Annotated in this window: 20 protein-coding genes; 18 read left to right on the forward strand and 2 right to left on the reverse strand. The window is 65.4% G+C overall.

From position 1 onward, the window contains the following. The first annotated feature begins 188 nt into the window (after nt 1–188). On the forward strand, nt 189–1,883 hold the full coding sequence (locus V7R84_RS09250) for a hypothetical protein (RefSeq protein WP_338568212.1): 1,695 nt from the start codon (nt 189–191) through the stop codon (nt 1,881–1,883). Here V7R84_RS09250 and V7R84_RS09255 read toward each other — a convergent pair. Then, complete coding sequence (locus tag V7R84_RS09255; RefSeq protein ID WP_338568214.1) at nt 1,858–2,355, reverse strand: flavodoxin domain-containing protein; 498 nt, start codon at nt 2,353–2,355, stop codon at nt 1,858–1,860. The two genes, V7R84_RS09250 and V7R84_RS09255, sit on opposite strands and share 26 nt — an antisense overlap. A gap of 69 nt (nt 2,356–2,424) precedes the next feature. Between V7R84_RS09255 and V7R84_RS09260 the strand changes: the two genes are divergently transcribed. The 17 genes from V7R84_RS09260 (at nt 2,425) to V7R84_RS15485 (ending at nt 25,761) form a co-directional block, all read left to right on the forward strand. Then, complete coding sequence (locus V7R84_RS09260; protein ID WP_338568215.1) at nt 2,425–3,549, forward strand: ATP-dependent 6-phosphofructokinase; 1,125 nt, start codon at nt 2,425–2,427, stop codon at nt 3,547–3,549. Nucleotides 3,550–3,760: 211 nt separating this feature from the next. Further along, nucleotides 3,761–9,658 carry an Ig-like domain-containing protein gene (locus tag V7R84_RS09265; protein ID WP_338568216.1) on the forward strand — a complete coding sequence of 1,966 codons (5,898 nt, stop codon included), beginning with the start codon at nt 3,761–3,763 and terminating at the stop codon, nt 9,656–9,658. Between the two features lie 19 nt (nt 9,659–9,677). Continuing rightward, nucleotides 9,678–10,655 (forward strand): MoxR family ATPase, encoded by a 978-nt coding sequence (locus tag V7R84_RS09270; RefSeq protein ID WP_338568218.1) that lies wholly within the window; start codon nt 9,678–9,680, stop codon nt 10,653–10,655. After that, on the forward strand, nt 10,652–11,857 hold the full coding sequence (locus V7R84_RS09275) for a DUF58 domain-containing protein (protein ID WP_338568220.1): 1,206 nt from the start codon (nt 10,652–10,654) through the stop codon (nt 11,855–11,857). Before V7R84_RS09270 ends, V7R84_RS09275 begins: the two co-directional genes overlap by 4 nt. Then, nucleotides 11,854–14,124: a DUF3488 and transglutaminase-like domain-containing protein gene (locus V7R84_RS09280; RefSeq protein WP_338568221.1), complete on the forward strand. Its 2,271-nt coding sequence runs from the start codon at nt 11,854–11,856 to the stop codon at nt 14,122–14,124. Before V7R84_RS09275 ends, V7R84_RS09280 begins: the two co-directional genes overlap by 4 nt. Beyond that, entirely contained in the window at nt 14,114–15,232 is a 1,119-nt protein-coding gene (locus V7R84_RS09285; protein WP_338568223.1) for a hypothetical protein, read from the forward strand. The genes V7R84_RS09280 and V7R84_RS09285 overlap by 11 nt, the downstream gene beginning before the upstream one ends. Next, nucleotides 15,229–16,047 (forward strand): hypothetical protein, encoded by an 819-nt coding sequence (locus V7R84_RS09290; protein WP_338568225.1) that lies wholly within the window; start codon nt 15,229–15,231, stop codon nt 16,045–16,047. The genes V7R84_RS09285 and V7R84_RS09290 overlap by 4 nt, the downstream gene beginning before the upstream one ends. After that, a complete protein-coding gene (locus V7R84_RS09295; RefSeq protein ID WP_338568227.1) occupies nt 16,044–17,507 on the forward strand; it encodes an FHA domain-containing protein in 1,464 nt (487 codons plus the stop codon). The genes V7R84_RS09290 and V7R84_RS09295 overlap by 4 nt, the downstream gene beginning before the upstream one ends. A 1-nt stretch (nt 17,508) precedes the next feature. Next, the gene (locus tag V7R84_RS09300) at nt 17,509–19,119 is read left to right on the forward strand and encodes a serine/threonine-protein kinase (protein ID WP_338568229.1); all 1,611 of its coding nucleotides are present in this window, start codon (nt 17,509–17,511) and stop codon (nt 19,117–19,119) included. Then, nucleotides 19,116–19,553, forward strand: coding sequence for a hypothetical protein (locus tag V7R84_RS09305; RefSeq protein ID WP_338568231.1), 438 nt, complete (start codon nt 19,116–19,118; stop codon nt 19,551–19,553). Before V7R84_RS09300 ends, V7R84_RS09305 begins: the two co-directional genes overlap by 4 nt. Next, entirely contained in the window at nt 19,547–19,831 is a 285-nt protein-coding gene (locus V7R84_RS09310; protein WP_338568233.1) for a hypothetical protein, read from the forward strand. The genes V7R84_RS09305 and V7R84_RS09310 overlap by 7 nt, the downstream gene beginning before the upstream one ends. Continuing rightward, nucleotides 19,831–22,725 carry an FtsK/SpoIIIE domain-containing protein gene (locus V7R84_RS09315; protein ID WP_338568235.1) on the forward strand — a complete coding sequence of 965 codons (2,895 nt, stop codon included), beginning with the start codon at nt 19,831–19,833 and terminating at the stop codon, nt 22,723–22,725. Before V7R84_RS09310 ends, V7R84_RS09315 begins: the two co-directional genes overlap by 1 nt. A 20-nt stretch (nt 22,726–22,745) precedes the next feature. After that, entirely contained in the window at nt 22,746–23,273 is a 528-nt protein-coding gene (locus tag V7R84_RS09320) for a hypothetical protein (protein ID WP_338568236.1), read from the forward strand. A gap of 308 nt (nt 23,274–23,581) precedes the next feature. Next, a complete protein-coding gene (locus tag V7R84_RS15480) occupies nt 23,582–23,962 on the forward strand; it encodes a transposase family protein (protein ID WP_412728051.1) in 381 nt (126 codons plus the stop codon). A 9-nt stretch (nt 23,963–23,971) separates the two neighbouring features. Next, a complete protein-coding gene (locus tag V7R84_RS09325; RefSeq protein WP_338568238.1) occupies nt 23,972–24,610 on the forward strand; it encodes a hypothetical protein in 639 nt (212 codons plus the stop codon). Between the two features lie 60 nt (nt 24,611–24,670). Then, nucleotides 24,671–25,246 carry a hypothetical protein gene (locus tag V7R84_RS09330; protein WP_338568240.1) on the forward strand — a complete coding sequence of 192 codons (576 nt, stop codon included), beginning with the start codon at nt 24,671–24,673 and terminating at the stop codon, nt 25,244–25,246. A gap of 80 nt (nt 25,247–25,326) precedes the next feature. Further along, the gene (locus V7R84_RS15485) at nt 25,327–25,761 is read left to right on the forward strand and encodes a WXG100 family type VII secretion target (protein WP_412728052.1); all 435 of its coding nucleotides are present in this window, start codon (nt 25,327–25,329) and stop codon (nt 25,759–25,761) included. Here V7R84_RS15485 and V7R84_RS09335 read toward each other — a convergent pair. Further along, nucleotides 25,704–26,306, reverse strand: coding sequence for a DsbA family protein (locus V7R84_RS09335; RefSeq protein WP_338568242.1), 603 nt, complete (start codon nt 26,304–26,306; stop codon nt 25,704–25,706). The two genes, V7R84_RS15485 and V7R84_RS09335, sit on opposite strands and share 58 nt — an antisense overlap. Nucleotides 26,307–26,331 lie beyond the last annotated feature (25 nt).

A 26,331-nucleotide genomic window follows, 5' to 3' on the forward strand; every position in this document is an offset into this window, starting at 1 on the left:
ATCCGGGGGCGATAACCATCTGACGCGCTGCACCATCTGTGGAAAGAAAGCATCCGGCAACGGGAAAAATTCTTGGTCGCACGAGAGGCTATCCATCAGGACCCACACTTTATGGCTGGCCCGCCGTCACGGTGAATAAGGTTCCCAGGTGACGAAGGACTGCCCCCGCCCGCAGGCATCATGGTGGGATGGTGAACGACAAAGAGTGGTCCTGGGCCAACGAGTACGGGCGCGACCAACTGTTGCGCAAGGAGCTGGAAGCCCAGACAGAGGCCCTGGCCACCAGCAGGAAACGACAGCAGCGCGACACCTCGAAACTACGTTCCGAGCTGCGCACCATGCAGGGCTCGCTGGAGGCGCTCACCAACGCCTTCGTCGCTTTCGTGGAGCTCGACGGAATCCGCAAACAGCTGACGGCCTTCCCGCAGCACACCGAGGCGCGACGCTACGCCTTCCAGGACCTCCAAGTGCTGCTCGACGGCGGTATTCCCCCGCAGCGACCGGATGTCGACGGCTACTGGCTGCCACCCGCGATGGCCGCCCTGCGTCCCGACGGTTCCGTTGACCCGGAGCAGGCCGCACTCGCCCGGCAACGCGACCCCCACACGGCACCGGTCTTCCTCGCGACCGCGCAGGCCGCATTCGGCGCGGGTGAGGCCGTGGTCGCGGAGCTGCCGAAGCTCCTGACCCCCGACGACCAGGGCACCTGGGCCGATTGGCAGCTGCTGCTGTGGGACGCCACGTTGCGCGGGGCCTTCGGCCCGGCGGCCCTGACAACGCTCACCGCAACCTTCCGACCGCTGATCACCAGCGCCGACGACTGGCTGGTGTGGGCGAGAGCCCAGGCCGACACCAACGACACCACAGCACTGGACTGGGTGGCGTCGCAGCTCGAGGAATTCACCCCACGGCCCACTCCCAAGCAGGAAACCGGCCGGACCGCCACCAGAACGGGCCGCCCCGATTTCGTGATCCGAGGTTCCGGACGCTTCCGGGACACCTCGAGCAGGCCAGAACTGGAGCTGGAACCAGAACCGGAACTGGAACCAGAACCGGAACTGGAACCAGAACCGGAACTGGAACTGGAGCTGGAACCGGAGGAAACCCCCATGACCGCGGAGGAGACCTCGCCTGAGGAGAATGCCTGGGAATCCACCCGGGCCATGCTCGTCCGGGTGCTGCAGGTCCACATCAACGGCGGTAGCGAGAGTGAACACGAGCTGCTGGCCCGCGCGGAACTCCTGGAAGAACAGTTCACCAATCCCCTCGGCGCCAGCAAACTCCCCGACGAGGTGCCCGAAAAACGTCACATCGTCATCGACGCCCTGCGGCAGACAGCCCTCGACGACCACGCCGGCCGGAAGAACCGCCGCAGCCTGTGGTTGCTGATCGCCGAGGCCTTCACACCGGTCGCGCGGGAATGGCAGAAGGAACCGGAACCGCGACTCCCGGAGGAGAAGGTCTCCGGTTACGAGAGCCTCACCGTCGGCCCTCAGGGCATCCACGACCAGACAGCGATGCGAACCCTGATGCGCCGCTACGACTCCCAGCAGCCCACAGGCCTCATCCTTCGCGGCAGGGAAATCATGTGGGCGGGGGCCGCCTTGACGGCCGCCTCCGTCGCGCTGCTCCTGGTAACACGCTCGAACTGGTTCCTGCTGCTCGGCCTCGCAGGAATCGTCGCAGCGGTACTCGGCTACAAGCTGAACGAGACCGCCGTGGAGCGGCGCAACGCACTGGAGGCCAGCAAGGACTCCTTGACCAGGCGCGTCGAGGACGCCACCAAAACCACTGCCGACACATACGAGAAGGCCAAGGTCGAACACGAGGAACGCCAGGCATCGGCGTCCCGTTTCCTCACGACGCTTCGCTCGTCCTCGTGAACTTGAGCTCCCGGGCCCAGGCGCGGATCGTCGGTGGATCGACGTGGTCGGCGGGTTTCTTCGCAAGAATCCAGAACAGCAGCTTCTTGAACAACCCGACCTTCTCGGGGGCGTAACGACCCGCGAAGGCCGCCTGTGAGGTGGCCTCGACCAGCTCCACCGCGGCCTTGTTGTGGCCGAGCGCGACGTCCTGCTTGGCGGGGTCGACGGCAGTGATGGAGACGTTGAACAACGCGGCCCGCCCCACATCCTCCCCGTGTTTGCGCAGCCATGTCAGCGACTCCGGCAGCCACGTCAACGCCTGGGTGGCACTGCCCAGCACGAACCCGTCGAAGCCTGCCGGGTCGGGGTCGTCGCGCAGATCCGCCACCACGACGTCGATACCCCGGGCGCGCAGTTCGTCAGCGATGAACCCGGCCACTTCAGCCGTGGAACCCGCACGGGTCGCATATCCCACCAGTACTCGCTGCATGGGTCAAAGCTAGTACCCTGCAGCACATCTCCGCTTCGGAGTAGGCTCGGCGTGAACGAGGAGGTTCTCATGAGCAGCGCGAAACGCATCGGTGTCCTAACCGCGGGCGGCGACTCCCCCGGCCTGAACGCGGCCATCCGCGGACTGGGCAAGGCAGTGATCGGCAGACACGGCATGGAACTGATCGGTTTCCGCGACGGGGTGCGCGGCCTGGCCGAGAACAGGTGTTTCCAGCTCGGCCCGGAAGCGCTGTCGGGGATCCTCACCATCGGCGGCACCATCCTCGGGACCAGCCGCGACAAGGTGCACCGCATGCGCATGGGTGGCGAGGTCGTCGACGCCATTCCCACCATCAAGGACGTCGTGGAGCAGGCTGATCTCGACTGCCTGGTGATGCTGGGCGGCGGCACCGCGAAGAACGCGCTACGCCTGTCGGAGGCGGGCATCCCGGTGATGCACCTGCCCAAGACCATCGACCGCGACGTCGCCCACACCGACAACACCTTCGGGTTCTCCACTGCCCTGGAGATCGCCACCGACGCCATCGACCGGCTCCACTCCACCGCCCACAGCCACCACCGGGTGATCCTGGCCGAGATCATGGGACACAAGGCGGGCTGGCTGGCCCTGGGCGCAGGCATCGCGGGCGGGGCGGACGTCATCTTGATCCCCGAGATCCCCTACTCCGTCGACGCCATCGCCGAGACCATCCGGGCGCGCCAGGCACGCGGCACCAACTTCAGCGTGATCGCGGTGGCCGAGGGAGCCAATGACGTCGCGGCCGCTCAGGCCATCGCCGCCGCCGAATCGCTGAAGAAGGCCGCCGGAACCCCACAGGAGAAGGCAGCCGCGAAGTCGCATCTGGCCCGGGTCCTCGACGACCACCGCGAACACACCTTCCGGCTGGCCCGCGCCTTGGAAGACGCGACGGGCCTGGAGACCCGCGTCACCATCCTCGGCTACGTGCAGCGCGGCGGGACGCCATGCGCGGAGGATAGGCTGTTGGGGTCGCGGATCGGCACCGCCGCCGCCGACCTCATCGCCGACGGGGTCAGTGGGGTGATGGTCGCGAGCAGGGGCGACGGTACCGAGCCCGTCGACCTGAAGAAGGTCGCGGGCAATCTGGCGCTGGTCCCACCGGACCATCCGTGGATCCGGACCGCCCGCGACGTGGGGACGGGCCTCGGAGACTGAGCACAAAATTGCTCCGCTGCAGGTATTCCGCTGCAGGTATGGAGCCTGGACTCTCCTCCCAGCTATGCTGAACGAGTTCGTCTGAATTTATCTCAGGGGGGTAGTTGTGCAATCAACTATTCGCCGTAAGGTGGAAAGCGGAGTCACTGCACTGCTTATTCTCACCTTGGGTGGGTTTGCATTCGCACACCAGGGGGTTCCGGCCGAGGAAGTGGACCTCAACGACGGCGGAGTGTGGGTGACCAATACCGCTTTGGGAATGACCGGGCACCTCAATTACCAGTCGCGCATCATCGACGGTGGTCTCAATGCACCGACACGTGATTTCGACATCTCCCAGGAAGGCAATCAGGTCCTGCTGCAGGACAAAACGGACAAGGCAGCCAGGCCTATCGACACCGCGACCCTGACGATGGGAAACCGGGTCACCACCGGGAACCTGGAATACAGCCACGGCGCGAACACTGTGCTGATCGCGGACACAGGAGAGGGCAAGGTCTGGGCCACCAGCCTGGAACGGTTCACCGATTTCTCCTCCAACGCCGTCCCGCTGCTGGAGGACGTCGACTCCCCCCACGTCGTCGTGGGACGCGACGGCACCGGTTTCGTGGTCGACGCATCCGGGGCCATCACCAAGGTCACCGGCTCCGACGAACGCTTTCGGACCGACTCCGTCGGCGCACTCCCAGACGGCATCACGAGCAGCACCCAACTGACGATCGCGGGAGACCAGCTCGTGGCCGTCGACGAGGGACGGGTCCGGACAGCCGGTTCCAGCACCGAGGTTTCCGGGATCACCGCGACGTCCCTGGCCCAGCAGCCGAGTCTGGAACGCGGCCACGTCACCGTCGCCGCCGCTGACGCGCTGCTCACCATCCCATTGGGCGGCGGCGATCCGCAGCGCGTCGAGGTGCCATCCGGGAAACCGGCAGCGCCGGTCGACGTGGCGGGATGCGTCTACGGGGCCTGGTCCGGTTCCGGCGCCCACGTGCGCGACTGTCCCGGTGAATCCGACGACGTCAACGACACCAACGACACCCTCGCCGCCAGCACCAGCCCGCTTTTCCGTGTCAGCCGCGACATCATCGTCATCAATGACGCGGCGGGCAACATCTATCTTCCGAACGACAACATGGCCATCGTCAACGACTGGGACAACGTGAAATCCCAGATCGAGGACCAGAACCAGACCGACGAGCAAGAAACCGACGAGAACCAGCGCGAGCGAACCAACGACAACAACGCCAAACAGGAACCCCCCGTCGCGACCGATGACCAGCTGGGCGCTCGGCCCGGGATCAGCACCACGCTGCCGGTACTGCTCAACGACATCGATCCCGACGGCGACGTGCTGACAGTCAAACTCGGCAACGTCCCCGAAAACGTGCAGGTCTCACTCGCCAGGAACGGTCGCTCGGCCCAGATCCTCCTGCCCCCCGACACCACGAACCCCGTGACGTTCACCTATCAAGCCTTCGACGGAGAGGACCTGTCCAACACCGCCACCGTGACGGTGACCCCCACATCGGACAACGGGGAACCCCAGCTGGCCCGCAAGAACACCGTCACCATGACCGAACAGGCGACGGTGGAGTACTCGACCCTGCCCGACTGGACCGACCCCGACGGCGACCCGCTCTACCTGGTCAACGCCACGGGCAGCGAGGGCATGGCCGTCACCTTCCGTCAGGACGGTTTCATCTCGGTGCGCGACCTGGGCACCGAGGGGCCCGGCACCCGGGAACTGACCGTCACCGTCTCGGATGGCACCGCAGAGACCCCCGCGACAATTCCCGTCCAGGTCTCCTCCGGATCCACGAACCTGCCACCAGTGGCCAACGCCGACCATTACGTGGTCAACGTGGGGGAGCGAGTGTTGCTGCGTCCCCTCAGCAACGACTCCGACCCCAATGGTGAAACCCTCGTCCTCTCGGAGATGGGCGAACCGGCAGCGGACGAAACCCTCGAGACGGACTACGAGAAAGCCAACGCACTGTTCTCCTCGACCCGGGTCGGTTCCCACGAACTCACCTACGTCGTCTCCGACGGCCCGAACGCGTCCGGTGGCAAGATCCGCGTCGACGTGCAGGATCCAGCAGCCATCGATCCGAAACCCAGCGCCCAGGACGACCTCGCCCTGCTGCCCCCCGACGCGCCGGTGCTGGTAAACGTCCTGGACAACGACACCGACCCGCTCGGCGGAGTGTTGGCGGTCCAGTCGATCTCCGTCGACGCAGGGCTCGGCATCACCGTCGAGGTGAAAGACCACTCGACGCTGCGCATCTCGGCATCCAACGAGTTGAGCGGTCCCCGCACCTTCTCCTACACCGTCTCCAACGGTCGCGAGTCGGCGACCGCCCGGGTGGTGGTGCTGCCGCAACAGCCCCGCCTGAACAACCAACCCCCCGTGGTCCTCGACGACACCGCCGTGGTGCGAACCGGCGACATCGTGGCGATTCCCGTGCTGTCGAACGACTACTCACCCACCGGCATGGAATTGAGTGTCTATCCCGAGGTGGAGGTGCGCGGCGACTCCACCCTGGGAGAAGCCTTCGTCTCTGGTGACCTGGTGCGTTTCCGTGCCGGGAGCGCCACGGGCAACACCACACTGGTCTACACCGCGCACGACAATGCGGGGAACCGGACCAGCGGCAAGATCGACATCGCGGTGCGCGGACAAGACAGCGCAAACCAGAAACCAACCCCCCACCCGGTGACGGGGCGCGTCTTCGCGGGCGCGGAGACCACAGTGGCGGTGTCCTTGAGCGGGGTGGACCCCGACGGCGACTCCGTGGAACTCGTGGAGGGTTCCTCGCAGAGCCCCAAACTGGGCAACGTCAAGATCGAGGGGGGCTACCTGACCTACAAAGCCGCGCACGACTCCAGCGGCACGGATTCGTTCACCTACCAGGTGCGGGACCGGTTCGGTGCCGTCGGCGAAGCGAGCATCCAGGTGGGCGTCGTGCCGCCGCCGACCACCAACCAGCTTCCCATCGCGGTGCCCGACCAGGTGACGGTGCGTCCCGGGCGAACCGTGCAGATCCCCGTCACGAAGAACGACGTGGATCCCGACGGCGACGAGATCAGCATCGTCGCGAACAGCGCGAAGGCCCAGGCCCCCTGGGAGGCCGATCTCGAGATCGTCGGACAGGACGTGAAAGTGGTGGCCCCCAACAGGCCGGGCAACTACAAGTTCAGCTACGACATCACCGACCGCGGCGGAGCTTCCGTGACCGGCTACGGCACTCTGATCGTCGACGAACAGGCCCAGCTCATACCACCGGTGGCGGTGGACGACCGGCTTCCAGTCTCCGCGGTCCTGGGCAAGGCCGAGGTCGAGGTCCCGGTGCTCAAGAACGACAACGACCCCGACGGCAGCCAGGACGACCTGCGGATCGAGGTCGAGTCCCCGGGACTCGTCGAATCGGGACAGGTCCGGGTACCGGTTTCCGACGACCCCCAGGTGCTGCTCTACACCATCACCGACAAGGATGGCGGCACTGCCCGCGCCGCCATCTTCGTTCCCGGCGTCGCGAACGTGCCTCCCACCCTCAACCCCGAGAAGGCTCCTGCCAAGGTGAAGGCCGGCCAGCCCCTGCGCGTCGACCTGTCCGATTACGTGTTGGCCCGCCGCGGCCACTCGCCGAAACTCACGTCGAGGGAGTCGCTGAAGGCCGGGACGGGAGCATCCAGCGACCAGGCGATCACCATGGTCAGCGACACGGTGTTTGAGTTCACCCCCGATGCCTCCTTCTACGGCCCGACGACCCTCGCCTTCGGGGTGCACGACGGCGAGAGCCTCGATGACCCGAACGGTCTGCAATCCACCCTCTCCCTGCCCGTCGAGGTGGAGGCCTCTGGCATGGTTCCCCCGGAGCTACGTCCCTCACCGGTTGAGGTGGCCAAAGGGGAGCAGGCCACCCCCGTCAAGCTGCGCGACATGGTCAAGGACCCCGACCCCGGAGACGAGGAGGCGATGGCCTATTCGCTGGTCTCCGCTCCAGGAACGCTGAACGTGGAGGTCTCCGGGCAGGAGATGCGGATTTCCGCCACCTCCGAGGCCCCACTCGGCGCTGCGGGAGAGGTCGTGGTCCGGGTGCACGACGGGAAAACCGACCCCCTGGAGATGAAGATTCCCGTCACCGTGGTGGGCACCACGCGGCCCCTCATGACCACGACGGAACTCACCGAGTCCGATGGGCGTGTCGGCCAGGCGAAAGTCTTCGACCTCTCCACCGCCATCACGAACCCGTTCGCCGACCAGGGCGGGGCCATCACGATCAGCGGCGCTGCCACACGGCAGGGAAAGGCCGAGGTCTCGGTCAGCGGCACCGACCTGTCCGTGACACCCACCGAGATCGGAACCGTCGTGGTCAACTACACCGCATCCGACGCCACGGGGGACGCGGCCCGACAGGTCACGGGGCAGGTCACGTTGATGGTCAAGGGCACCCCGCTGGCACCGACGGGCCTGACCGCCCGATCGGACGTCTCCCGCACCGTGGAGCTGGCCTGGACCCAGGGCGATCTGCAGGGCGGGACCCTGGACCACTTCCAGGTCTCGTGGAACGGGGGCAGCCAGGACTGCGGAACTGTTACCAACTGCCGCATCACCGGGCTCACCAACAACACCGACTACACCTTCACGGTCGCCCAGGTCACCGATGTCGGAACCTCCGAGCCCTCGAACCCCGCCCAGGCTCATCCCGACGTGCGCCCGAACCAGCCGTCGACACCTACCGCCACCTCCGGCGACCGGGAGATCGCACTCACCTGGCCCGCCACCCAGGTGCCCGACGGGGGTTCACCGGTGGAGAAGTACAACATCCAGGTCTCGCCCGGGATCGGTGGGCAGACGACGTTCTTGACCAGCGACACCTCATACAACTTCACGGGACTGACCAACGGCACCGCCTACCGGTTCCGCATCCAGGCCGTCAACCGCTACGCAGAAAACAACGTGGCCCGCGAGGCCGACTACCTGTGGAGCGACTGGTCCGTCGCCGAGATCCCCGCCGGCGCACCGACAGGACAGGGCGCACCGACAGTGAGCATGAGCAGGGCTGCCGCCGGGGTGACGCCGCGGGCGTCGCTGTCCTGGGGTAAACCCGCCAACATCAACGGCGACGACAACCTCACCTACGAGGTGACCGAGAACAGCTCGGGACAGGTCGTCTACACCGGGCAGGACACCCAGACCACGGTCAGTATGGGCACCGACGCGTCCGACAGAACCTTCACCGTGCGTTCCACCAACAAGTCCAAGAAGTGGAGCGACCCTTCCCCCGCCTCGAACGCGGTGCGTTTCTACCAGCCGCCCTCCGCCCCCACCGGTTTCTCGGTGAAACCCACCGGGGTTCCCAACCAGGTGACCTTCTCCTTCAACGCCAGTTCCGGGAACGGCGTCCGGGCTGACGAGATCAGCTACCGGTGGAATGCCAACGGCGCCAGCGGCACCGTCTCCAACGGCCAGACGCTCACCAACGGGGCCTTCGCCAACGGTCGTGACGTCCAGGTCACCCTCACCCCCGTGGCCAACGTCAAGGGGGAAACCGCCGAGGGAGAGTCGGCCTCGGCCTCCGTGAACGCCTACGGTCCTCCGTCGGCACCCAGCATCTCCGCTTCCGGTGGCTACCAGTCGGTGACCTACACCTGGAGCGCCGACGTCAACAGCGGGGGCCGCAGCTCCACGGTCACCATCGACAACCAGCAGGTGGCCGCCAGCGGCAGCACCACCCGCGACGGTCTGGGCGCCAACAGCCAGTCGTGCGCGACGATCACCGTCACGAACTCAGAGGGCCAACAGGCCAGCAACCAGGCGTGTGGCACCAGCTGGCAGGCCCCCGAGACCAACGACCGCAGGGGTGCTGAGGCCACCGGATGCCCCGCAGGCTGGGGCAGGTGCGACGCCTACGAGGTCCGGCTCCAGCGTTGGAAGCCCAACAGCACGGTGCACTGCAACATCCCCAGCACCACGGGTGAGGACGGCAACGTCGACATCCGGGTGGATGCCAACGGCTCCTGGGGCTGGGCCCGATACAAGGACACCTGGCGGATCGGCACCCAGGAAATCGCCGGTAACGTCACCGAATACTGCACACAACAGTGAGCGGCGAGAAGGAGCAGTCATGACAGTAACCCCCGAGCACGCCGCCTGGTTCGCGGACACCTTCACCAAACTCACCGACAACGTGGGGCAGGCGCTACTGGGCAAGGCATCCGTGATCAGACTGGCCCTGACCTGCATGTTGGCCGAAGGGCACCTCCTGCTGGAGGACTCCCCCGGAACGGGCAAGACTGCCCTCGCGCGGGCCATCGCCGCCACGGTCCAGGGCAGCCACAATCGCATCCAGTTCACGCCCGACCTGCTGCCCTCCGACATCACCGGCGTCACCATGTACGACCAGTCGACGCGTCAGTGGGAGTTCCACAAGGGCCCCGTCTTCGCCAGCATCGTCCTGGCCGACGAGATCAACCGCGCCTCGCCAAAAACCCAGTCCGCACTGCTCGAGGTGATGGAAGAGGCCATGGTCACCGTCGACGGGGTGCGTCACCCTGCCGGTCGTCCCTTCATGGTGATCGCCACCCAGAACCCCATCGAGCAGGCCGGCACCTACAAATTGCCGGAGGCCCAGCTGGATCGTTTCCTGATGAAGACCAGCGTCGGCTATCCCGACCGTGCCGCCGCGTCGCAGATCCTGCTGGGCGCAGCACAACCAGATCGGTCGAAGTCATTGACGGCGGTGATCTCCCAGCAAGCCGTCAGCGAGATGAGCGACCTGGTCAAGGAGAACTACATCGACCCCACCATCGTTGACTACATCCAGGACCTGGCTGAGGCCACCCGTCAGGACAAGGACACCGCGATCGGCGTGTCCACGCGGGGCGCGATCGCCATGGTGCGTGCCGTCCGCGTCTGGGCGGCGGCCCACGGTCGCAATTTCGTCATGCCCGACGACGTGAAGGATCTCGCCGCCCCGGTGTGGACGCATCGCATCATCATGGCACCCACCGCCGAGTTCGCCGGTTCCACCGCGTCCCGGGTGATCACCCGGGCACTGAACTCCGTGACCGCCCCCGCAAGCCGGGCACAGAGCGGATCGTGAGTTCCCTCAAAGCGTTACTCAAGCAGATCCTGACGCTGTGGCAGCGTGTCCGCAGCATCGGGTTCGTCGCCATTGTCACGCCACTGGGATGGGCGACGCTGGTCATCGGTGGGGTTTCCGCGATCATCGGGTGGTCGCGCGGCTGGTTGGAATTCCGCGGACTCACCTTCCTGGCGCTGGTGCTGTTCGTCGTCGCGGTACTGCTGACGCTGCGGCGCCCCGCCCACGACGTACTGCTGGAGCTGCACCAGCCGCGGGTCCCTGCCGGGGAACCCGGCCTGGGCCGGGTGCTGCTGCGCGGGCGTCCCGGCGGCACGCCCGCCGCCACCATCGAACTGCCGGTGGGCAAGGCGGTGGCGCGATTTCGGGTGGCGTCGTTGGGTGAGAACGACGAACACGAAGAGCTCTTCAGCATCCCGACCCGACGCCGGGGCGTCATTCCCGTCGGCCCGGTACGTGCGGTGCAGGCCGATCCGGTGGGTCTGATCCGCCGCACGAAAGTGTTCAGCGAGCCGATGGAACTGTTCGTCCATCCCCGGATGGTGCCGCTGGAACTGGCGACCGTCGGTTTTCTCAAGGACGTGGAGGGCATCACGACCGCGAACCTGTCAAGCTCTGACGTCAGCTTCCACGCCCTGCGCGACTACGTCCCCGGCGACGACCGGAGGGCCGTGCACTGGCGCACCACGGCCCGTACGGGACGCCTCATGGTGCGTCAGTTCGAGGAGACGATGCGTGCCCATCTCCTGCTGATGCTGTCCACCCTGCGTGACGATTACGCGAGCGAGGACGACTTCGAAACCGCGGTCAGCGTGACCGCGTCACTGGCCGTCGCGGCGTTGCGGGAGGAACGACAGGTCAGCCTGTACACCTTCGAGGGGCCGGTGGCCTTCCCGAACGCGATGGGCGCGCTCGACGAGCTGTGTCGGGTGACGCAGATCGACAAGGGTCCCGACCTCAGCCAGGTGGCGCTCCGGGCGGGACACGACACCCCGGGGGCATCGGTGGCGGCTTTCGTCACCGGCGGCACCGACCCTGCACAGCTGCGTGCCGCACAGCTGGTGCTGCCACCCCAGGTCATGACGTTCGCGCTGCGCGTCAGCTCGGACCTGGAGATGGCACACCGTCAGCTCGGCGATCTGACGGTTCTGGACCTGCCGGTGCTCGATCAGCTGCCCCTGGTGATGCGGGGGCTGTCGTGAAGGGCGTCGGACTGCGGTGCATCGGGGTCTGGCTGCTGCTGATCCCGTCGGTGGTGGCACTCCAACCGGCTTTCGGAGGCTGGCCCGGTTTCCTGCCCGGAATGGCCGGGATCACCCTTGGTGTGCTGGTCGGCTACCTGACGGCCCGGTTCAGGCTGTCGCTGCTGTTGACCGTCCTGGCAACACTGGTCACCTATCTACTGTTCGGCGGCGCGTTCGCCCTGCCACGCACCACCATCGCCGGGTTCGTTCCGACCCTGGACACCGTTCGTCGTCTGGTGTTGCTCAGCGTCCAGAGCTGGCGTGACCTGCTGACGGTGGCTACCCCGGCCGACGATTTCACCGGCCCCGCCGTGGTGCCGTGGCTGCTGGGGCTGCTGGGAGGCGTGGTCGCCGCGACGCTGGCGGCCCGCACCCGCGCCGTGTTCTGGCCGCTGCTACCGTCCCTGGTGCTGTTGATCGTGAGCATCACCATGGGGGTGCGCACCGCACCGACCGCGACGTGGCTCGGGGCAGCTCTCGGCGCGGGCATGCTGGTGTGGGTGTGGGTTCACCAGACAATGACCCAGCGCGCCGACAACGCTGACATCCTGGTGAACAACCAGGCCGAGTCGTCCCAGACTCTCCGCCGGGCGATGGCGGCGGCGGCACTGCTCGGTGTCGGGGTCTCGGCAACAGTCATGGCCACGGGAATCACCGGAAGCAACACTCACCGCGACGTGTTGCGCGACCACATCGCTCCCCCGCTGAACCTGCGCAACTACCCCTCTCCCCTGATGAGCTACCGCCGCTACGAGGTGGAGCAGAAGGACACGACCCTGTTCACGGTCACCGGCATGCCCGCTGGGAGCCGGTTGCGACTGGCGGTCATGGACACCTACGACGGCAACGTGTTCAACGTGTCCCAAGACGCCAACCACTACCTACGCACGGGTCGCAGCATCACCCAGGACATCGAGGCCAGCACGACCCTGCAGGTCTCAATCGGCGAGTACAACGGGATCTGGGTGCCACTGGCCGGATCGCCGCGCTGGCTGGAGTTCTCCGGGAACCGGGCCGATCTGATGGCCGACGGCACCTACTTCAACCAGAGCGCTCAACAGGTTCTCGCGACAGCCGGAACGGAATCGGGGGACATCTACCGGCTGGAGTCCTCCACGACCACGGAACCCACCGAGGAGCAGCGAGCGGAACTGGGTGCCACAATCCCGGGGAATGCCCCGCTGGCCAAATTGGAACGGGTCCCCGAGATCATGTCGTCACTGGCCGTCGAGTACGCCGAGGGCAAGTCCACCGCCTTCGAGCAGATGGTGGCCATCGAGACCAAGCTCAGGACCGACGGCTACTACTCGGATGGCTCCAAGGACAGCAACCGCTCCCGTCCCGGGCACACGACGGAGCGCCTGTCCACGATGTTCCAAAGTCCGATCCTGGTGGGTGATGACGAGCAGTACGCCACTGCGATGGCCATCATGGCGAACCAGCTGGGAATTCCCGCTCGGGTGGTGCTCGGTTTCTACCCCGAGGAGAACCCGGGTGAGGTGTGGGACGTGAAGGGCACCCAGGCCCACGTCTGGGTGGAGGCCAACTTCGCCGATGTCGGGTGGGTGAGTTTCAACCCCACCCCCGACCGGGACAAGCAGCCCAACACCGAGGTGCCCAAACCCAAACCCAAACCCAAACCGCAGGTCGATCCACCGCCGAACCCGCCGGAGAAGGTCCCGGAGGAACCGGTGATCCCGGACCGGGAGGCCGACGACCGGGACGGCGACGACGACTGGAAAATCGACTGGGGGCTGATTTTTGCGGCACTTGGTGCGGTGGGAGGAATCGGGGTGATTTCGTCCCCGTTCCTGGTGGTGCTGGGATTGAAGATTCGCAGGACCGGACGTCGTCGCAACGCCGCCACTGCCCAAGAGCGCCTGGTGGGAGCCTGGGACGAGATCGTGGACCGGGCGCGGGATCTTGGATTCCAGCCCGCGCAGAGCAGGACCCGTCGTGAGACCGCCTCCGAGTTGCAGCGCCTCCACCCCGGGATTGCCTTCGCCGAGACAGCGGAAAGGATCAACACGGCCGTGTACGGACCCGTCCCACCCGAGGCCCCGGTGGCCGAGACGGCCTGGCGGGTGACCGACGGCATCACACACGAGTTGGTCAAGGACCTTCCGTGGTATCGCCGGGCCCTGGTGGCGCTGTCGCTGCGTTCACTGCGCCGGACAAAGGTGGAACCCAGCACCACGCCCCAGGAGGAACCTGATGGCACGTAAGCAGCAGATCCCCGAAAAATTCACAGGGGCCACGGTGACCGCCATCCGACGCGCTTCGGCTCGTTTACTGCTGGCCTTGCTGGAAGTCCTCCTGGCGGGGGTCGTGATCGGACTCCAGCTGTGGGCCGGCAAGCTTCACATAAAGATCGACGCCGTGTGGGTGGTGCTCTGTTCCGTGGCCTTCGGAGTGTGGCTGCTGATCAACACTGTGATCCTGCTGTTCCAGTCGCGAACCATCCCTGCACTGATGCTGGGATTCGAGTACAGATCGGTGGAAACCGGCCAGCGTGCCGGCGGCAAGGCCTTTCTGGGGCGGCTGCTCACGGCCCTGCTGTTCTACGCGACCCTCGGGGTCATGGGGATCCTGATGGCTGCCACCTATCGGAACGGACAGTCAGTGGTGGATCGCTGGCTCGGGCTGGTGGCGATACATCCGAAACGAATCCGCGACGTCTTCGACCCGGCTGCGCTGGTCCCCCCGACTCCTCCGGCACGTGTACAGCAGGTAACCATGCCCGGAATGACCTCCTCCCCCCCTCTGTACTCCCCGCCCGTTGCTCCTCCGGGCCCCCAGCACCCCGCCCCGGCCCCTGCAGTGTTCACCGCTGCGCCCTTCGCCCCACCCCAGGAAGCTGCCGGGCAGCCCAGCGCCCTCAGGAACCTGCCGGGTTTCCCCACATCCCAGGCGGCCCCTGCGACGCCATCGCCCATCCCTTCATCACAGGCACCGGGCAAGGCGCCACCCGTGGACGAGACCGAACTGGATGCGAACCTCGCCGTCCCGACCGGAATCACGATCCGTTTCGACGACGGAACATCCCTGCTGCTGGAGACCACCATGGTTCTCGGACGCAACCCCATCACACCCGATGGTTTCTCGGACGCCCGCTTGGTCGACCTGCCGGACCCGTCGATGCAGATGTCGAAAACACACGTCGTGATCATTCCCGAGGCGAAAAAGGTGAAGATCATGGACGTCGGTGCCCGCAACGGGGTCGTCCTCGAACTGGACGGAACGAAAGTGCGGATCCCCCCGCAGCAGGTGATCGATCTTCCCGACCAGGCGACGGTGCATTTCGGCGGCCGATCCTTCCAGGTGGTGTCATGATGACCGACAGGACACGAGTCGGCACGGACCAGCCGAGGTTCACGGTACGTCACGGGGGCTGCTCCGACCGGGGGCAGGTGCGAAAGCGCAACGAGGATTCGTTCCTGACAGCCGCCCCGTATTTCATCGTCGCGGACGGCATGGGTGGGCATTCCAATGGTCAGGATGCTTCCCAGACAGCCGTGGAGACGTTCCGACCCCGGAATGATCTGATGTGGGCCACATCCGAGGGGGTCATTGGCGGAATCAGCAAGGCAGCTGCGGCGATCCGGAGACTCCCCGGCACAGGCCGCCCCCCGGGCAGCACCATCGCAGGGGTCGGGCTCAGTATCCAATCCGGTCATCCCTGCTGGCTGGTGTTCAACATCGGTGATTCCCGGGTGTATCTGCTGCGCCGCGGACTGCTGACCCAGATCACCGCCGACCATTCCATCCGTCACGAAGGACCCGACAGCATCAGCCGCAACGTCATCACCCGTGCGCTGGGGGGCGGACTGACACAGCCGCTGCAACCCGACCAGTGGCTGATTCCCGCCCTGCCGCACGACCAACTACTGATCTGCTCCGACGGGCTCTACATCGACCTGACACAGCAGTTGATGACGGCGATCCTGCTGGGGGACGGCAATCCCCAGCGAAAGGCCGAGGCCCTGGTCGATGCTGCCAACGCAGCCGGGGGACGGGACAATGCAACAGCCGTGGTCGTGGTCGCCGATGACGTCGCCCCGGTGTCCGGGGCGGCCATGAGAATCAACGAGGCCACGGTGCGCGATGACGAGACCGAGACAGCTCAGGAGGAGGAACTGGTCCCATGACCAAACGATGGGCCCCCGGAGCCTGCAAACTACTGGCCTGGGAACAGGGCGTAGCACTGCTGGACAGCGAGATCAGTGACGAACAGGCCGAGAAACTCTGGACAACCGTGCAACACGAGGCGAAGCTCGCAACCTTCCTGCAGGCCCTGATGGAAGCCACGGGCGCAGGGTTGTTGAGCATTCCGCCCTTCGCCGTGGCAATCCTGGACGAACGCGGAGCCCACGTGGCTGTTCGTGGAGGATGGCTCGTTTCGGTGCGCACCGTCGATCAGGACATCAGGCTCAACGGCGAGAACATCACCACGTGGGAGGAGAAGCTGGTGGCGGGCGCCGTCGCAGTGGAACTCCAGACATCCGGCAGCCACGACCGGAACCTGCCGCTCACGGGTGGAATCGTCGACGCCGGTCGCGTGCTGTGGTCCTGGGGGGATGAATCACCGTTCCCGTCAACCCTGACGGCCCCGGTGGAGGTGGCGGCCGAGGTGAGATCCCCGGGTGAGCAGCGAGCAGAGACTTTGGTCGATCACGTCCCAACCATGATCCCGAAGGACGACCGCAGCCACCAGGACGACCAACCCAAAACACCAGAACACACACAAGAACCCCGCCACGACACCGGGGAAGACGACCGCAGCCACCAGGACGACCAACCCAAAACACCAGAACACACACAAGAACCCGGCCAGGACACCGGGGATGCGGGCGTAATGCTCACGGTTCCGAAGAGGAAACTTCCAGATCCGGGAAATCCTCAGGATTCCAGAGGACAGACCACCCTGGTTGTGCCCGTCGATCCGGACTCGGTCGTCCCCGACAGCCCCTATGCTCACCTGTGGGACGACTCGGCAGAGGTGGCGGATCCTGGGATGAGCGGCGGGGAGAACATCGAGGCGAAACCGGGTGAACCGAATGCACAGCCCAGCACCAGAACCACGGCCGGCGAATTGCGCGACGGATTGACCGTTGCGGCGAACGACGAGATCCCGATCGCCTCGTTCCCCAGTACTCGCGGCCCGCAGGTACTGGCATCCTTCTGCGCCGCCGGACACCCCAATCCCCCGCAGCGGGTCCAGTGCTACGAGTGCGATGCTCCTGTCAGCGGCCAACCCCAGTTAGTGGAACGGCCACAATTGGGCTGGCTTCGCATCACCGGAGGCGAGACGGTGCCGTTGCACGGCCCCGTGGTCGCGGGACGCAACCCCAGGAGCACGGCTTTCTCATCACCGGAGCCACCACGTTTGATAGCTCTGCCCCACCGTCACATTTCCAGCAACCACATCGCCTTCATCCTGGAAGGCTGGTCAGTGCTGGCTCGTGATCTGGGATCCAGCAACGGCTCCTACCTGCGACGCCACGGCAACCCGCCCGTCCGCCTACCGGAGAACGACACCCTCCTGGTACCCGGAGACGTAATAGACCTGGGACACGGGGTGTTCATCAACCTGGATCGGATTCCCTGACATGCCACCACGCAAACCCGCCCCGGAAATTCCCGGATTCACGTTGATCGACTGGCTGGGCGGCGGCGGTTTCGCCGACGTTTTCCGGTACCACGACCACAGCCTCGATCGCGAGGTGGCCATCAAGGTTCTGCATCGCGGCGGAAGCACCGACAAGGCGCGTCAGGCTTTCCGCACCGAGGCCAGCCTCATGGCCAAGCTCAGCAGCCACCCCAACATCGTCAGCGTCTTCCAAATGGGGGTGGCCGGCGACGGTCGTCCTTTCCTGGTGATGGAAATGTGCGCGACTCAACACCTGGGAGACACCAGTTCCCGCAGACCCTACAGCCCCGCGAAGGCGATGGAACTGGGAATCCAGATCGCAGGTGCGGTCGAGACCGCCCACCGGCTGGGAATTCTTCACCGCGACATCAAACCCTCCAACATCATGTTCACGGCCTTCGGCCGGCCCGCCCTGACCGACTTCGGCATCTCGATTTCCTTGGATCAGGGGGCATCGGCCCAACTGGCCATGAGCCCCCTGTGGGCGCCGCCGGAGCAATTCGGAAGCTCGGCGGGAAGCATTGGCCCGTGGAGCGACGTCTACTCCTTGTCAGCGACGGTCTGGGCACTGATGGTGGGTCACAGCCCCATGTACCTCCCGGGCGAGTCGAACGACCGGCTAAACCTAGAAGCGCGGATCAGGACCATGCAGGTGCCCCGGACCTTGCGTCCCGATGTGCCCGAGGAACTGGAACGGGTGCTTGCTGTGGGCATGGCCAAGGATGCGCACGCACGCTTCCAGACCGCCATCGAATTCGCGCGAGCGTTGCAGAGTGTCCAAGGTGTGATCAACCAGCCCGTCACGTCCATTGACGTGTTCACCGAACCCGGACAGGAACACTACGACGAGGAGGAGCTGCTCGACGAGGGAACCCGGATCTCAGGGTTCCAGTTGATCGACCCCGACCAGGTTGACCAGACCAGCAGTGCCACCGGCCCCACCTCCGGTTCGACGACGCTGGAGGGACGGGACTCCACCGGTGGCGGGTACGGTTCAACACCTGTAATTCCAGCGGCCGTGCTGCAACACGGCCGCGGCGTCGCCGCTCCCGGTCTGCGAGATTTCACCTTCACGGGCGAACCTCCGGAGCAGCTGCCGACAGAGCCCGTCGATGTGCTGCGTTCCGCACCCCCGGCCCCCGAAACCCCCGTCAGTCGACGTCCCCCCTGGAAATTGATCGCATCCGTGGCTGTCGCCTTGGCCGTGGTCATCGGAGCGGTTTTGGTGTTCACGCTCAACCGGGGGCAGGGAGCCACCACCCCAGATGTCACCGCCAGCACGAGCCGCAGCGGCCGTCCGGCGGATCCCCTCGTCATAGTTCCCAAGGTCACGGACCTGACGGGACACATCGACGGCGACAAGGCGACGTTCACGTGGACCAACCCAGCTCCCGAACCGGGGGATCAGTTCCGCTACACGCTGTTAGATCCCCGCAATGGAACCGCCTACGAGGCAACCAGCGAAACCACCGTCACCGTATCGAAACTTCCGGGTGACACGTGCCTGGAGGTGGCGTTGACCCGCAGGAACGGTCGGAGTTCCGAACCGGCCAAAGTGTGCGCGGCATGAGTACTCTGCAGATCGACTTCGCCGGCGAGGTGTACCAGGTGGAGCCGGGGCAGGAGTTCGTCATCGGGCGCACCGGCGATCTCGCCATCGAGGACAACCCATACCTGCACCGTCAGTTCCTGTCCATCCGCCACGACAGACAGATGTGGTGGGTGCACAACGTGGGCAGCCGCATCCCGGCCCGCCTATCAGACATCAACTGCTTCACCACCAGCACCCTTCCACCCGGTGCAGGTCTGTCGCTGGTGTTCGAGTCGATGCTGCTGACCTTCAACGCCGGGCAGGTCGGTTACGAAATCGAGCTGTCACTGGCCTCCTCGGTGTTCCAGATGGTGGTGCTACCGGAGGAGGACCTGGGGGACACCACCATGGGGAAACCCGCTTCACCCATTCACAGCTGCTGGCGATCCTGGCCCTCGCGGAGCCCGTGCTGAGCCGAGCCGGAGTGGGAAGCTGGCAGATTCCGTCGGCCGGTGAGGCTGCGGCACGCCTGGGATGGGCCCAGACCCGCTTCAACCGGAAACTCGACAACGTGTGCGACAAGCTCGACAAGGCCGGGGTGAAGGGGCTGCACGGCGGGGTGGGGTCCTTGGTCAGCAGTCGTCGCGCCAACCTCGTGGACTGGGCGGTGTCATCCCGCCTCGTGACCACCGAGCACCTGCCCGTACTGGACATCGAGGCAGCACAAAACCGCACGATGATGGAGGACTGATGCAGCTCCGGGTCACTCTCAGCAGAGGAGATTCCTTCCACAACGTGCTCATCACCGCCGACGCCACCGCCACCGATGTGGCCACCGCCATTCTCAGTGAAGGATTGTCCGAGCCGCTCGAAACCTCGGGGCCACGCCCAACCCTGCAGGTCCAGGACCCCCTTGGGCACGTCGCGGTGCTGTCTCCCGATGCCGCGGTGGCAGAGTCCGGGGTGCATTCTGGAAGCATGATCCGGGTGGTTCCTGAGCCCGAGAACCATGCGGGCAGTGAAACGGTCGGCGCCGTGCTGCGGGTGTTGGACGGCCCGGACACGGGGCTCGAGGTGCCGCTGCGAATAGGGGCCTCGAGGATTGGGCGTTCCCACAGCGCCGACGTCCGGCTGAGCGACCCGAAGGTGTCGAAACTCCACGCCCGGGTTCTTGTGGGCACCACCATCGACATCATCGACGACAACTCCGCCAACGGAGTGCTGGTCGGAAACCAGCGGATCAACCGGGCCACGCTGGGAGCCGGTGACATCGCGGTGCTCGGCAAAACCCAGCTGCGCATCGACGCCATGGCAGGTGCGCGCGGCGGTGCCAGCGTCGAGGTGGCCTACATGCGTCCCCCTCGGGTGCTGTCCCGGCCCGTGTCCATGGAACTGGAACTACCGGACGTTCCCGAACCCCCGACCCGCGCACGATTCCCGTTGCTGGCGCTCATCGGCATGGTGCGTTCCGAACGGGTGTTCGCGTCCGTCTCGACCGAGGCCGTCGACCTGGAGACGGCCCATGCCCTAGCCAGGACCATGTCGCCGCTAGTGGACGCCTCCTCGCCGGTCGAGGACGAATCCGACCTGCCACGCATGGTGTCCGTGGTCGGTCTGTTGGGGTCGTCGGTGGACGACCCCGAGCAGGTGCTGTCGCGGTGGCAGGACAACGGCTCCTACGTGAACCGGTCGGCCCCTGCCGTGCCCCGGGAACGCGCCGGGGATCTGCGTGCCACCGTCGGGCACGCCGGTCTGGAACCGTTCACCATCGACCTACGCTCCCAGGGGCCGCACGCCCTGGTGGGTGGCACCACGGGAGCCGGCAAGTCCGAGTTTCTCCAGGCCTGGGTGCTCAGTATGGCCCACGCCCACAGCCCGGACCGGGTGACCTTCCTGTTCGTCAACTACAAGGGCGGTGCGGCCTTCGCCAAGTGCGTGGAGCTGCCGCACTGCGTCGGGATCGTGACCGACCTGTCGTCCTACCTGGTACGGCGCGCGCTGCGGAGCCTGAGGGCAGAGATCCGCTACCGCGAGCACCTGTTCAACGCCAAGGGCGTCAAGGATCTCATCGAGTTCGAGAAACGCGGCGACCCGGAGTGCCCGCCGGGCCTGATCATCATCGTCGACGAGTTCGCGGCCCTGGTCGGTGAAGTACCGGAATTCATCGACGGCGTGGTGGACGTGGCACAGCGTGGTCGTTCGCTCGGACTGCACCTGGTACTCGCGACGCAGCGCCCAGCCGATGTGATCAAAAACAATCTGCGGGCGAACACGAACCTCCGCGTGGCGCTGCGCATGAACGACGAGCACGACTCCACCGACGTGTTGGGCAGCCCCGTCGCGGCCTCCATCGACCCAGCGAACCCGGGCAGGGGGGTCGCGAAGATGGGACCGGGACGGCTGATCCCGTTCCAATCGGCATTCCCGGGTGCCCGCACCCCCGCGGAGCCCCCCGCTCCTCCCATCGACGTCGACGAGCTGGACTTCGGAATGGTGACGCGGTGGAAGATTCCCCGCGTCTCCACCTCCGGCGACCAGGTGGAGAAGGACATCGAGCGGGTGGTGCGCACGGTGTCACAGGCCTCGACGCTGGGACGAATCCCGACTCCCCGTCGACCCTGGCTGGACACTCTCAGCGAGTCCTACGACCTTCTGACATTGAAACAGCAGCGCGATTCCACCCTCATGCTGGGTGTCGTGGACGACCCGGACAACCAGAGCCAGTACCCGGACGCTTTCCATCCGGACGAGACCGGGAACATCGTCTATTACGGGGCCGGCGGGTCGGGCAAGACCACGGCGCTGCGGTCGCTGGCGATCGCAGCCTCCATCACGCCGCGGTCCGGCCCTGTTCACATCTACGGCCTGGATTTCGCGGGTGGTGGTCTCAACATGCTCGAGCCGCTGCCGAACGTGGGTGTCATCATCTCGGGCGACGACGACGAACGGGTGTCACGGCTGATGGAGATGCTGACCAAGAAACTGGACGAACGAGCAGCGGCTTTCAACGCAGTGGCGGCCGACGTCCTCAGCAAGTACCGGCAGCAGCCGGGCAAACAGGATGAACCTCGTATCCTGATCCTGCTCGACGGTTTCCAGAGTTTCCGCACCGAGTACGACTCGGGGTTGCAGCGGGCGAAGACCTACTCCCAGTTCCACAGGTTGCTGGCGGAGGGCCGTGCCGTCGGGATCCACGTGGCGGTCACCGCAGATCGTGGGGCCGCGATTCCTTCGGCCATGCAGGGTTCCTTCCAGGAACGGATCGTGTTGCGGATGAGTGACACGGATCAGTACCTGACCCTCAACGTCCCGAAGGACGTGCTGAACAACGCCAGTCCTCCGGGACGTTGCATGAACAGCCGCAACGGCAACGAGATGCAGCTGGCGGTGCTTGGCAGCGACCCGTCGCCGCCGGCCCAGGCCCGGGAGATCGAGCTGTTGGCCCAGAGCATCGCACAGTTCCAGCGCACCCGTCCCGAGCCGGTGAGGCGGTTGCCCGCACAGGTATCGGCCGACGAGCTCCCAGTACGGTGGGTGGCCTCCCGACGCTGGGTCTGGAGGATCAGAGTCTCGGACCGATCGGTTTCGAACCGCAGGGGGTGTACCTGCTGGCCGGGCCGCCGAAGTCCGGGGTGTCGTCGCTAGTACGGTGGCTTGCACAGTCGATGGCGAACGCCCACCCGCAGGTGCCGAGGATTCTGCTCACGGCCCGGCCCTCGCCGCTCGCCAAACTGCCCCTGTGGACGGCGGTGATCACGGGACCCGACCGGGTGCAGGACTACATCAACAACCAGTTGAAGCCCTACCTCACCACCGAGGCCGAGCCGCGACAGCCGCGGGTCGCAGTGTTCGTGGAGCAGTTCTCGGAGCTGGCCGGTTCGCTCGCGGACGCGACGTTGGCGGAGGCGTTGAAACTGGCACGCCGCAACGGGCACCTGATGGCGGGGGCCGGGGAGACGGCCTCGTTCTCGGGTTTCAACTCCAGCATCCCGGAGCTCAAGGGAGCCCGCCAAGGTATGTTGCTGCAACCCGAAACCACGGACGGCGACATCTTGAAGGCCGCCCTGCCCCGATCCCGAGCCGCTGATTTCCCGCCGGGCCGCGGTTTCTGGGTGAGCGCCGGCAACGTCGTCAAAGTCCAGGAGGCTTATTCACAGAACGGCCAGCCACCACCAGAGACGCATCCTGAATAAATAGATTGGACGGTTCGTTTCAGATAGAATAGGTGTTGAATAAAACATTAACGAAACGAGCCGCTGAATGTATAATAGCACAGGCCTAGTTGACGATCAGTTCAACGCCCTCTACGAGTGCCTCAAGGCGGCAATACGCAACAGTCTTAAACAAGACAGAAAAACCGGTGCAGATTCCGACAGTTCTAGGTATCATAGGGGCACTCGACAGGTACCCAAGGACACCGCCCTCCTGATCGACGGTACGCTCCTGCCCTGCTGGAGATGGAAAGCCGAGAAGACCATCTTCTCAGGCAAGCACCGCCACAGTGGCGTCAACGTCCAGAGCCGTCACTGACACCCACGGAAACCTCCAGTGGATCTCACCCATCCTCGAAGGGAGTATCCATGACGTTAAAGCATTCGATACCCACGAAATCCTGAGGCACCTAAAAGCTAGAAACATCATCGCTGACAAAGGCTACATCGGCCGCGGACTCCACACTCCGGCCAGAACCCAACCCGGACGAAAACTAACCGGGCTGGAAAAAGACTATAACCAACGAATCAACCACATCAGATGGCCCATCGAACGTGCCATCGCGCACCTCAAAACCTGGCGCATCCTCCACACCATCTATCGCCGCCCATACTCGACATTCCAAACCACAGTCAACGCCATCACAGGAATCATCTTTGGGATTCTGTGAATAAGCCTCATGGTGACATACAACTATCTTCTCCCGGATGACTGGGTCCAGGTGCGACTGGATCCACTGGATCGTTCGTCGGTCAAACAGTTGACTGATCGGATGTTCGCGGACATCGATGACGAGGTGACGCGCGTCCGCGTCTCCGGCTGGGTCACTAGCCGGATGACGACCCAGCTCGAGGAGATCTCGAGCCAGGGAGCCTGGGCGGCCTACCTGCCTGCCGAGGATCCCCGGCTCTCCCCGGTACGGCCCATGATCGTGACCCGCCCCTTCGACATGACAACCACGGATTCCGATCCCATGGAGGTACTCGTCGCGTTGGCCGCGGACTCGGACGGGGAGTTCTCGACGATCGAGCCCCAGAACATGGTGGGTTTGAAGATCCGGATGCCGGAGGATCCGGAGAAGGCCCTGCTCGATTCGCTCGCCGAGGTTCCCGAGGACATCCTCGAGTTGACCATCCGCGACGAGCTGCTGGCGGCGGCTGCCGAGACCACCCGGTTGTCGCGCCGCGTCCAGTACATCATCGGCGACCCCTCAGACCGGACCGCTGGATGGCGATCGAGGCATCCGTCAGCTGCATGCTGGCCGAGGAGGCCTCCACGGCCCTCGACGGGGTGGAGGAGTTCTTCGACGCCTGGGTGACTGCCGTGAGCTGGGTCGACGAGGATGACCCGGACGAGTCCGCCGAGGAGGAGAAGCCCGATGAGTGAACCGACACCCGTGGTGCTGCCGCTGCCGCCCAACATGCCGCAGGAGCAGGCACCGGCGTGGCTGAATGAGGTGTTCCCCGATCTGATGCGGACCGGTATCGTCACGGATCCCGAGGGCACGGCAGCCGTGCTCCTGGAAATGACGGCGTTTGGTATCCCCGAGCCTGCGGTAGCGTGCTGCGCCCTGCTGCTTCCCGACACCATGCCGCTGTTGGTCGCGGTGTTCGCCTCACCGGATGCCGGCGAGACAGCGATGCTGCCCAGCCTGCTTGTCGACGACACCCCGGGAGACACTGTCATCAAACGTGCCGACGAGACGGTGGATGCGCTCGGCATCCGGGTTTTCCAGGCGTCACGGGTGGTGTCCTCGTTCGAGAACGGGGAGAACAAATTGTTCCTCCGGGGCGCCTTGGCGGGCACTCGTCCGGTGAACGGCGTTGAACGCGACGTGTGTCTCTACTTCACCGGCAGCGAGATCGGCAACCTGACCACCGCGTTCTGGCCGCTGACCTCGTTCCTCGTCGGCGACCTCCTGCCTCAGCTCATTCAGCTCGGCGAGAACGCCTGACACAAGACTTGGCGGAGGCACGGTGGGGAACCGCCGCCAACCTATAGCAACATCCCCACGCAAGAAAGGAAGGACGACTCATGGCAGCGAATCTCAATGTCTCCTACGAAGCGATGGAGAGCGAGGCTTCTGCACTGGTCAGCGGTAAAGAAGAGATCACCCAGAAGCTGAGTGCCCTGAAAACCCGCATCGACAACCTGGTGTCCAATGGTTTCGTGACCGACCAGGCCTCTGGTGCGTTCAACGAGATGTACCAGAATTTCACGACCTCGGCCAGCAACACCATCTCGTCCCTCGACGGAATCGCCAACGGTCTGCGTTCATGGCAAACGCCATGCGCGAGACCGACTCCCAGATGGCGAGCCAGATCCGCAGCTGACCCTTTTCCCGGACGACGCCGGTTGCCCTGCCCGTGGCTTCACGCCACAAGCTGTGAACAACCGGCGTCGCTACTTTCTCAGTCGAAGATCGGACCGACGTCGCGGGACCGCTTGAGCTCGAAGAATCCCGGGTAGGCGGTGACTTTCACGAAACCGTCGAACAGCTCACCCGCGGCCTCGCCCTTCGGGGCGGGCGAGATGACGGGACCGAACAGCGCCATGCCGTTGACGCGGATGACCGGGGTGCCGACGTCCGTTCCGACGAGGTCCTGGGCCACCTTCTGGTAGGCGCGCAGGTCGGTGTCGAATTCGTCGGTGGTGACGCGTTCAGCGATGTCGGCCTCCAGGCCGCAGTCGGCGAGGGCCGCGGCGACGGTCTCGACGTCGACCGGCTCACCTCCGGGATGGAAACGGGTGCCGAGCGCGGTGTAGAAGTCGCGCAGGACGTCGTGGCCGTGGAGTTTCTGCACCGCGGCTGCCGCACGCGAAGCGACGAGGGTGGCGTCGATGCGTTCCCGGTAGCCGGGGTCGAGGTCGCGTCCCTCGTTGAGGATGTAGAGGCTCATGGTGTGGAAGGTGACCTTCACGTCGCGAACCTTCTCCACCTCCAGGATCCAGCGGGAGGTCATCCACGCCCACGGGCATGTCGGGTCGAACCAGAAATCAACTTGAGTGGTCATGCACTCATCCCACCACACTGCGCCA

The sequence above is a fragment of the Arachnia propionica genome, assembly GCF_037055325.1.
Taxonomy (GTDB): Bacteria; Actinomycetota; Actinomycetes; order Propionibacteriales; family Propionibacteriaceae; genus Arachnia.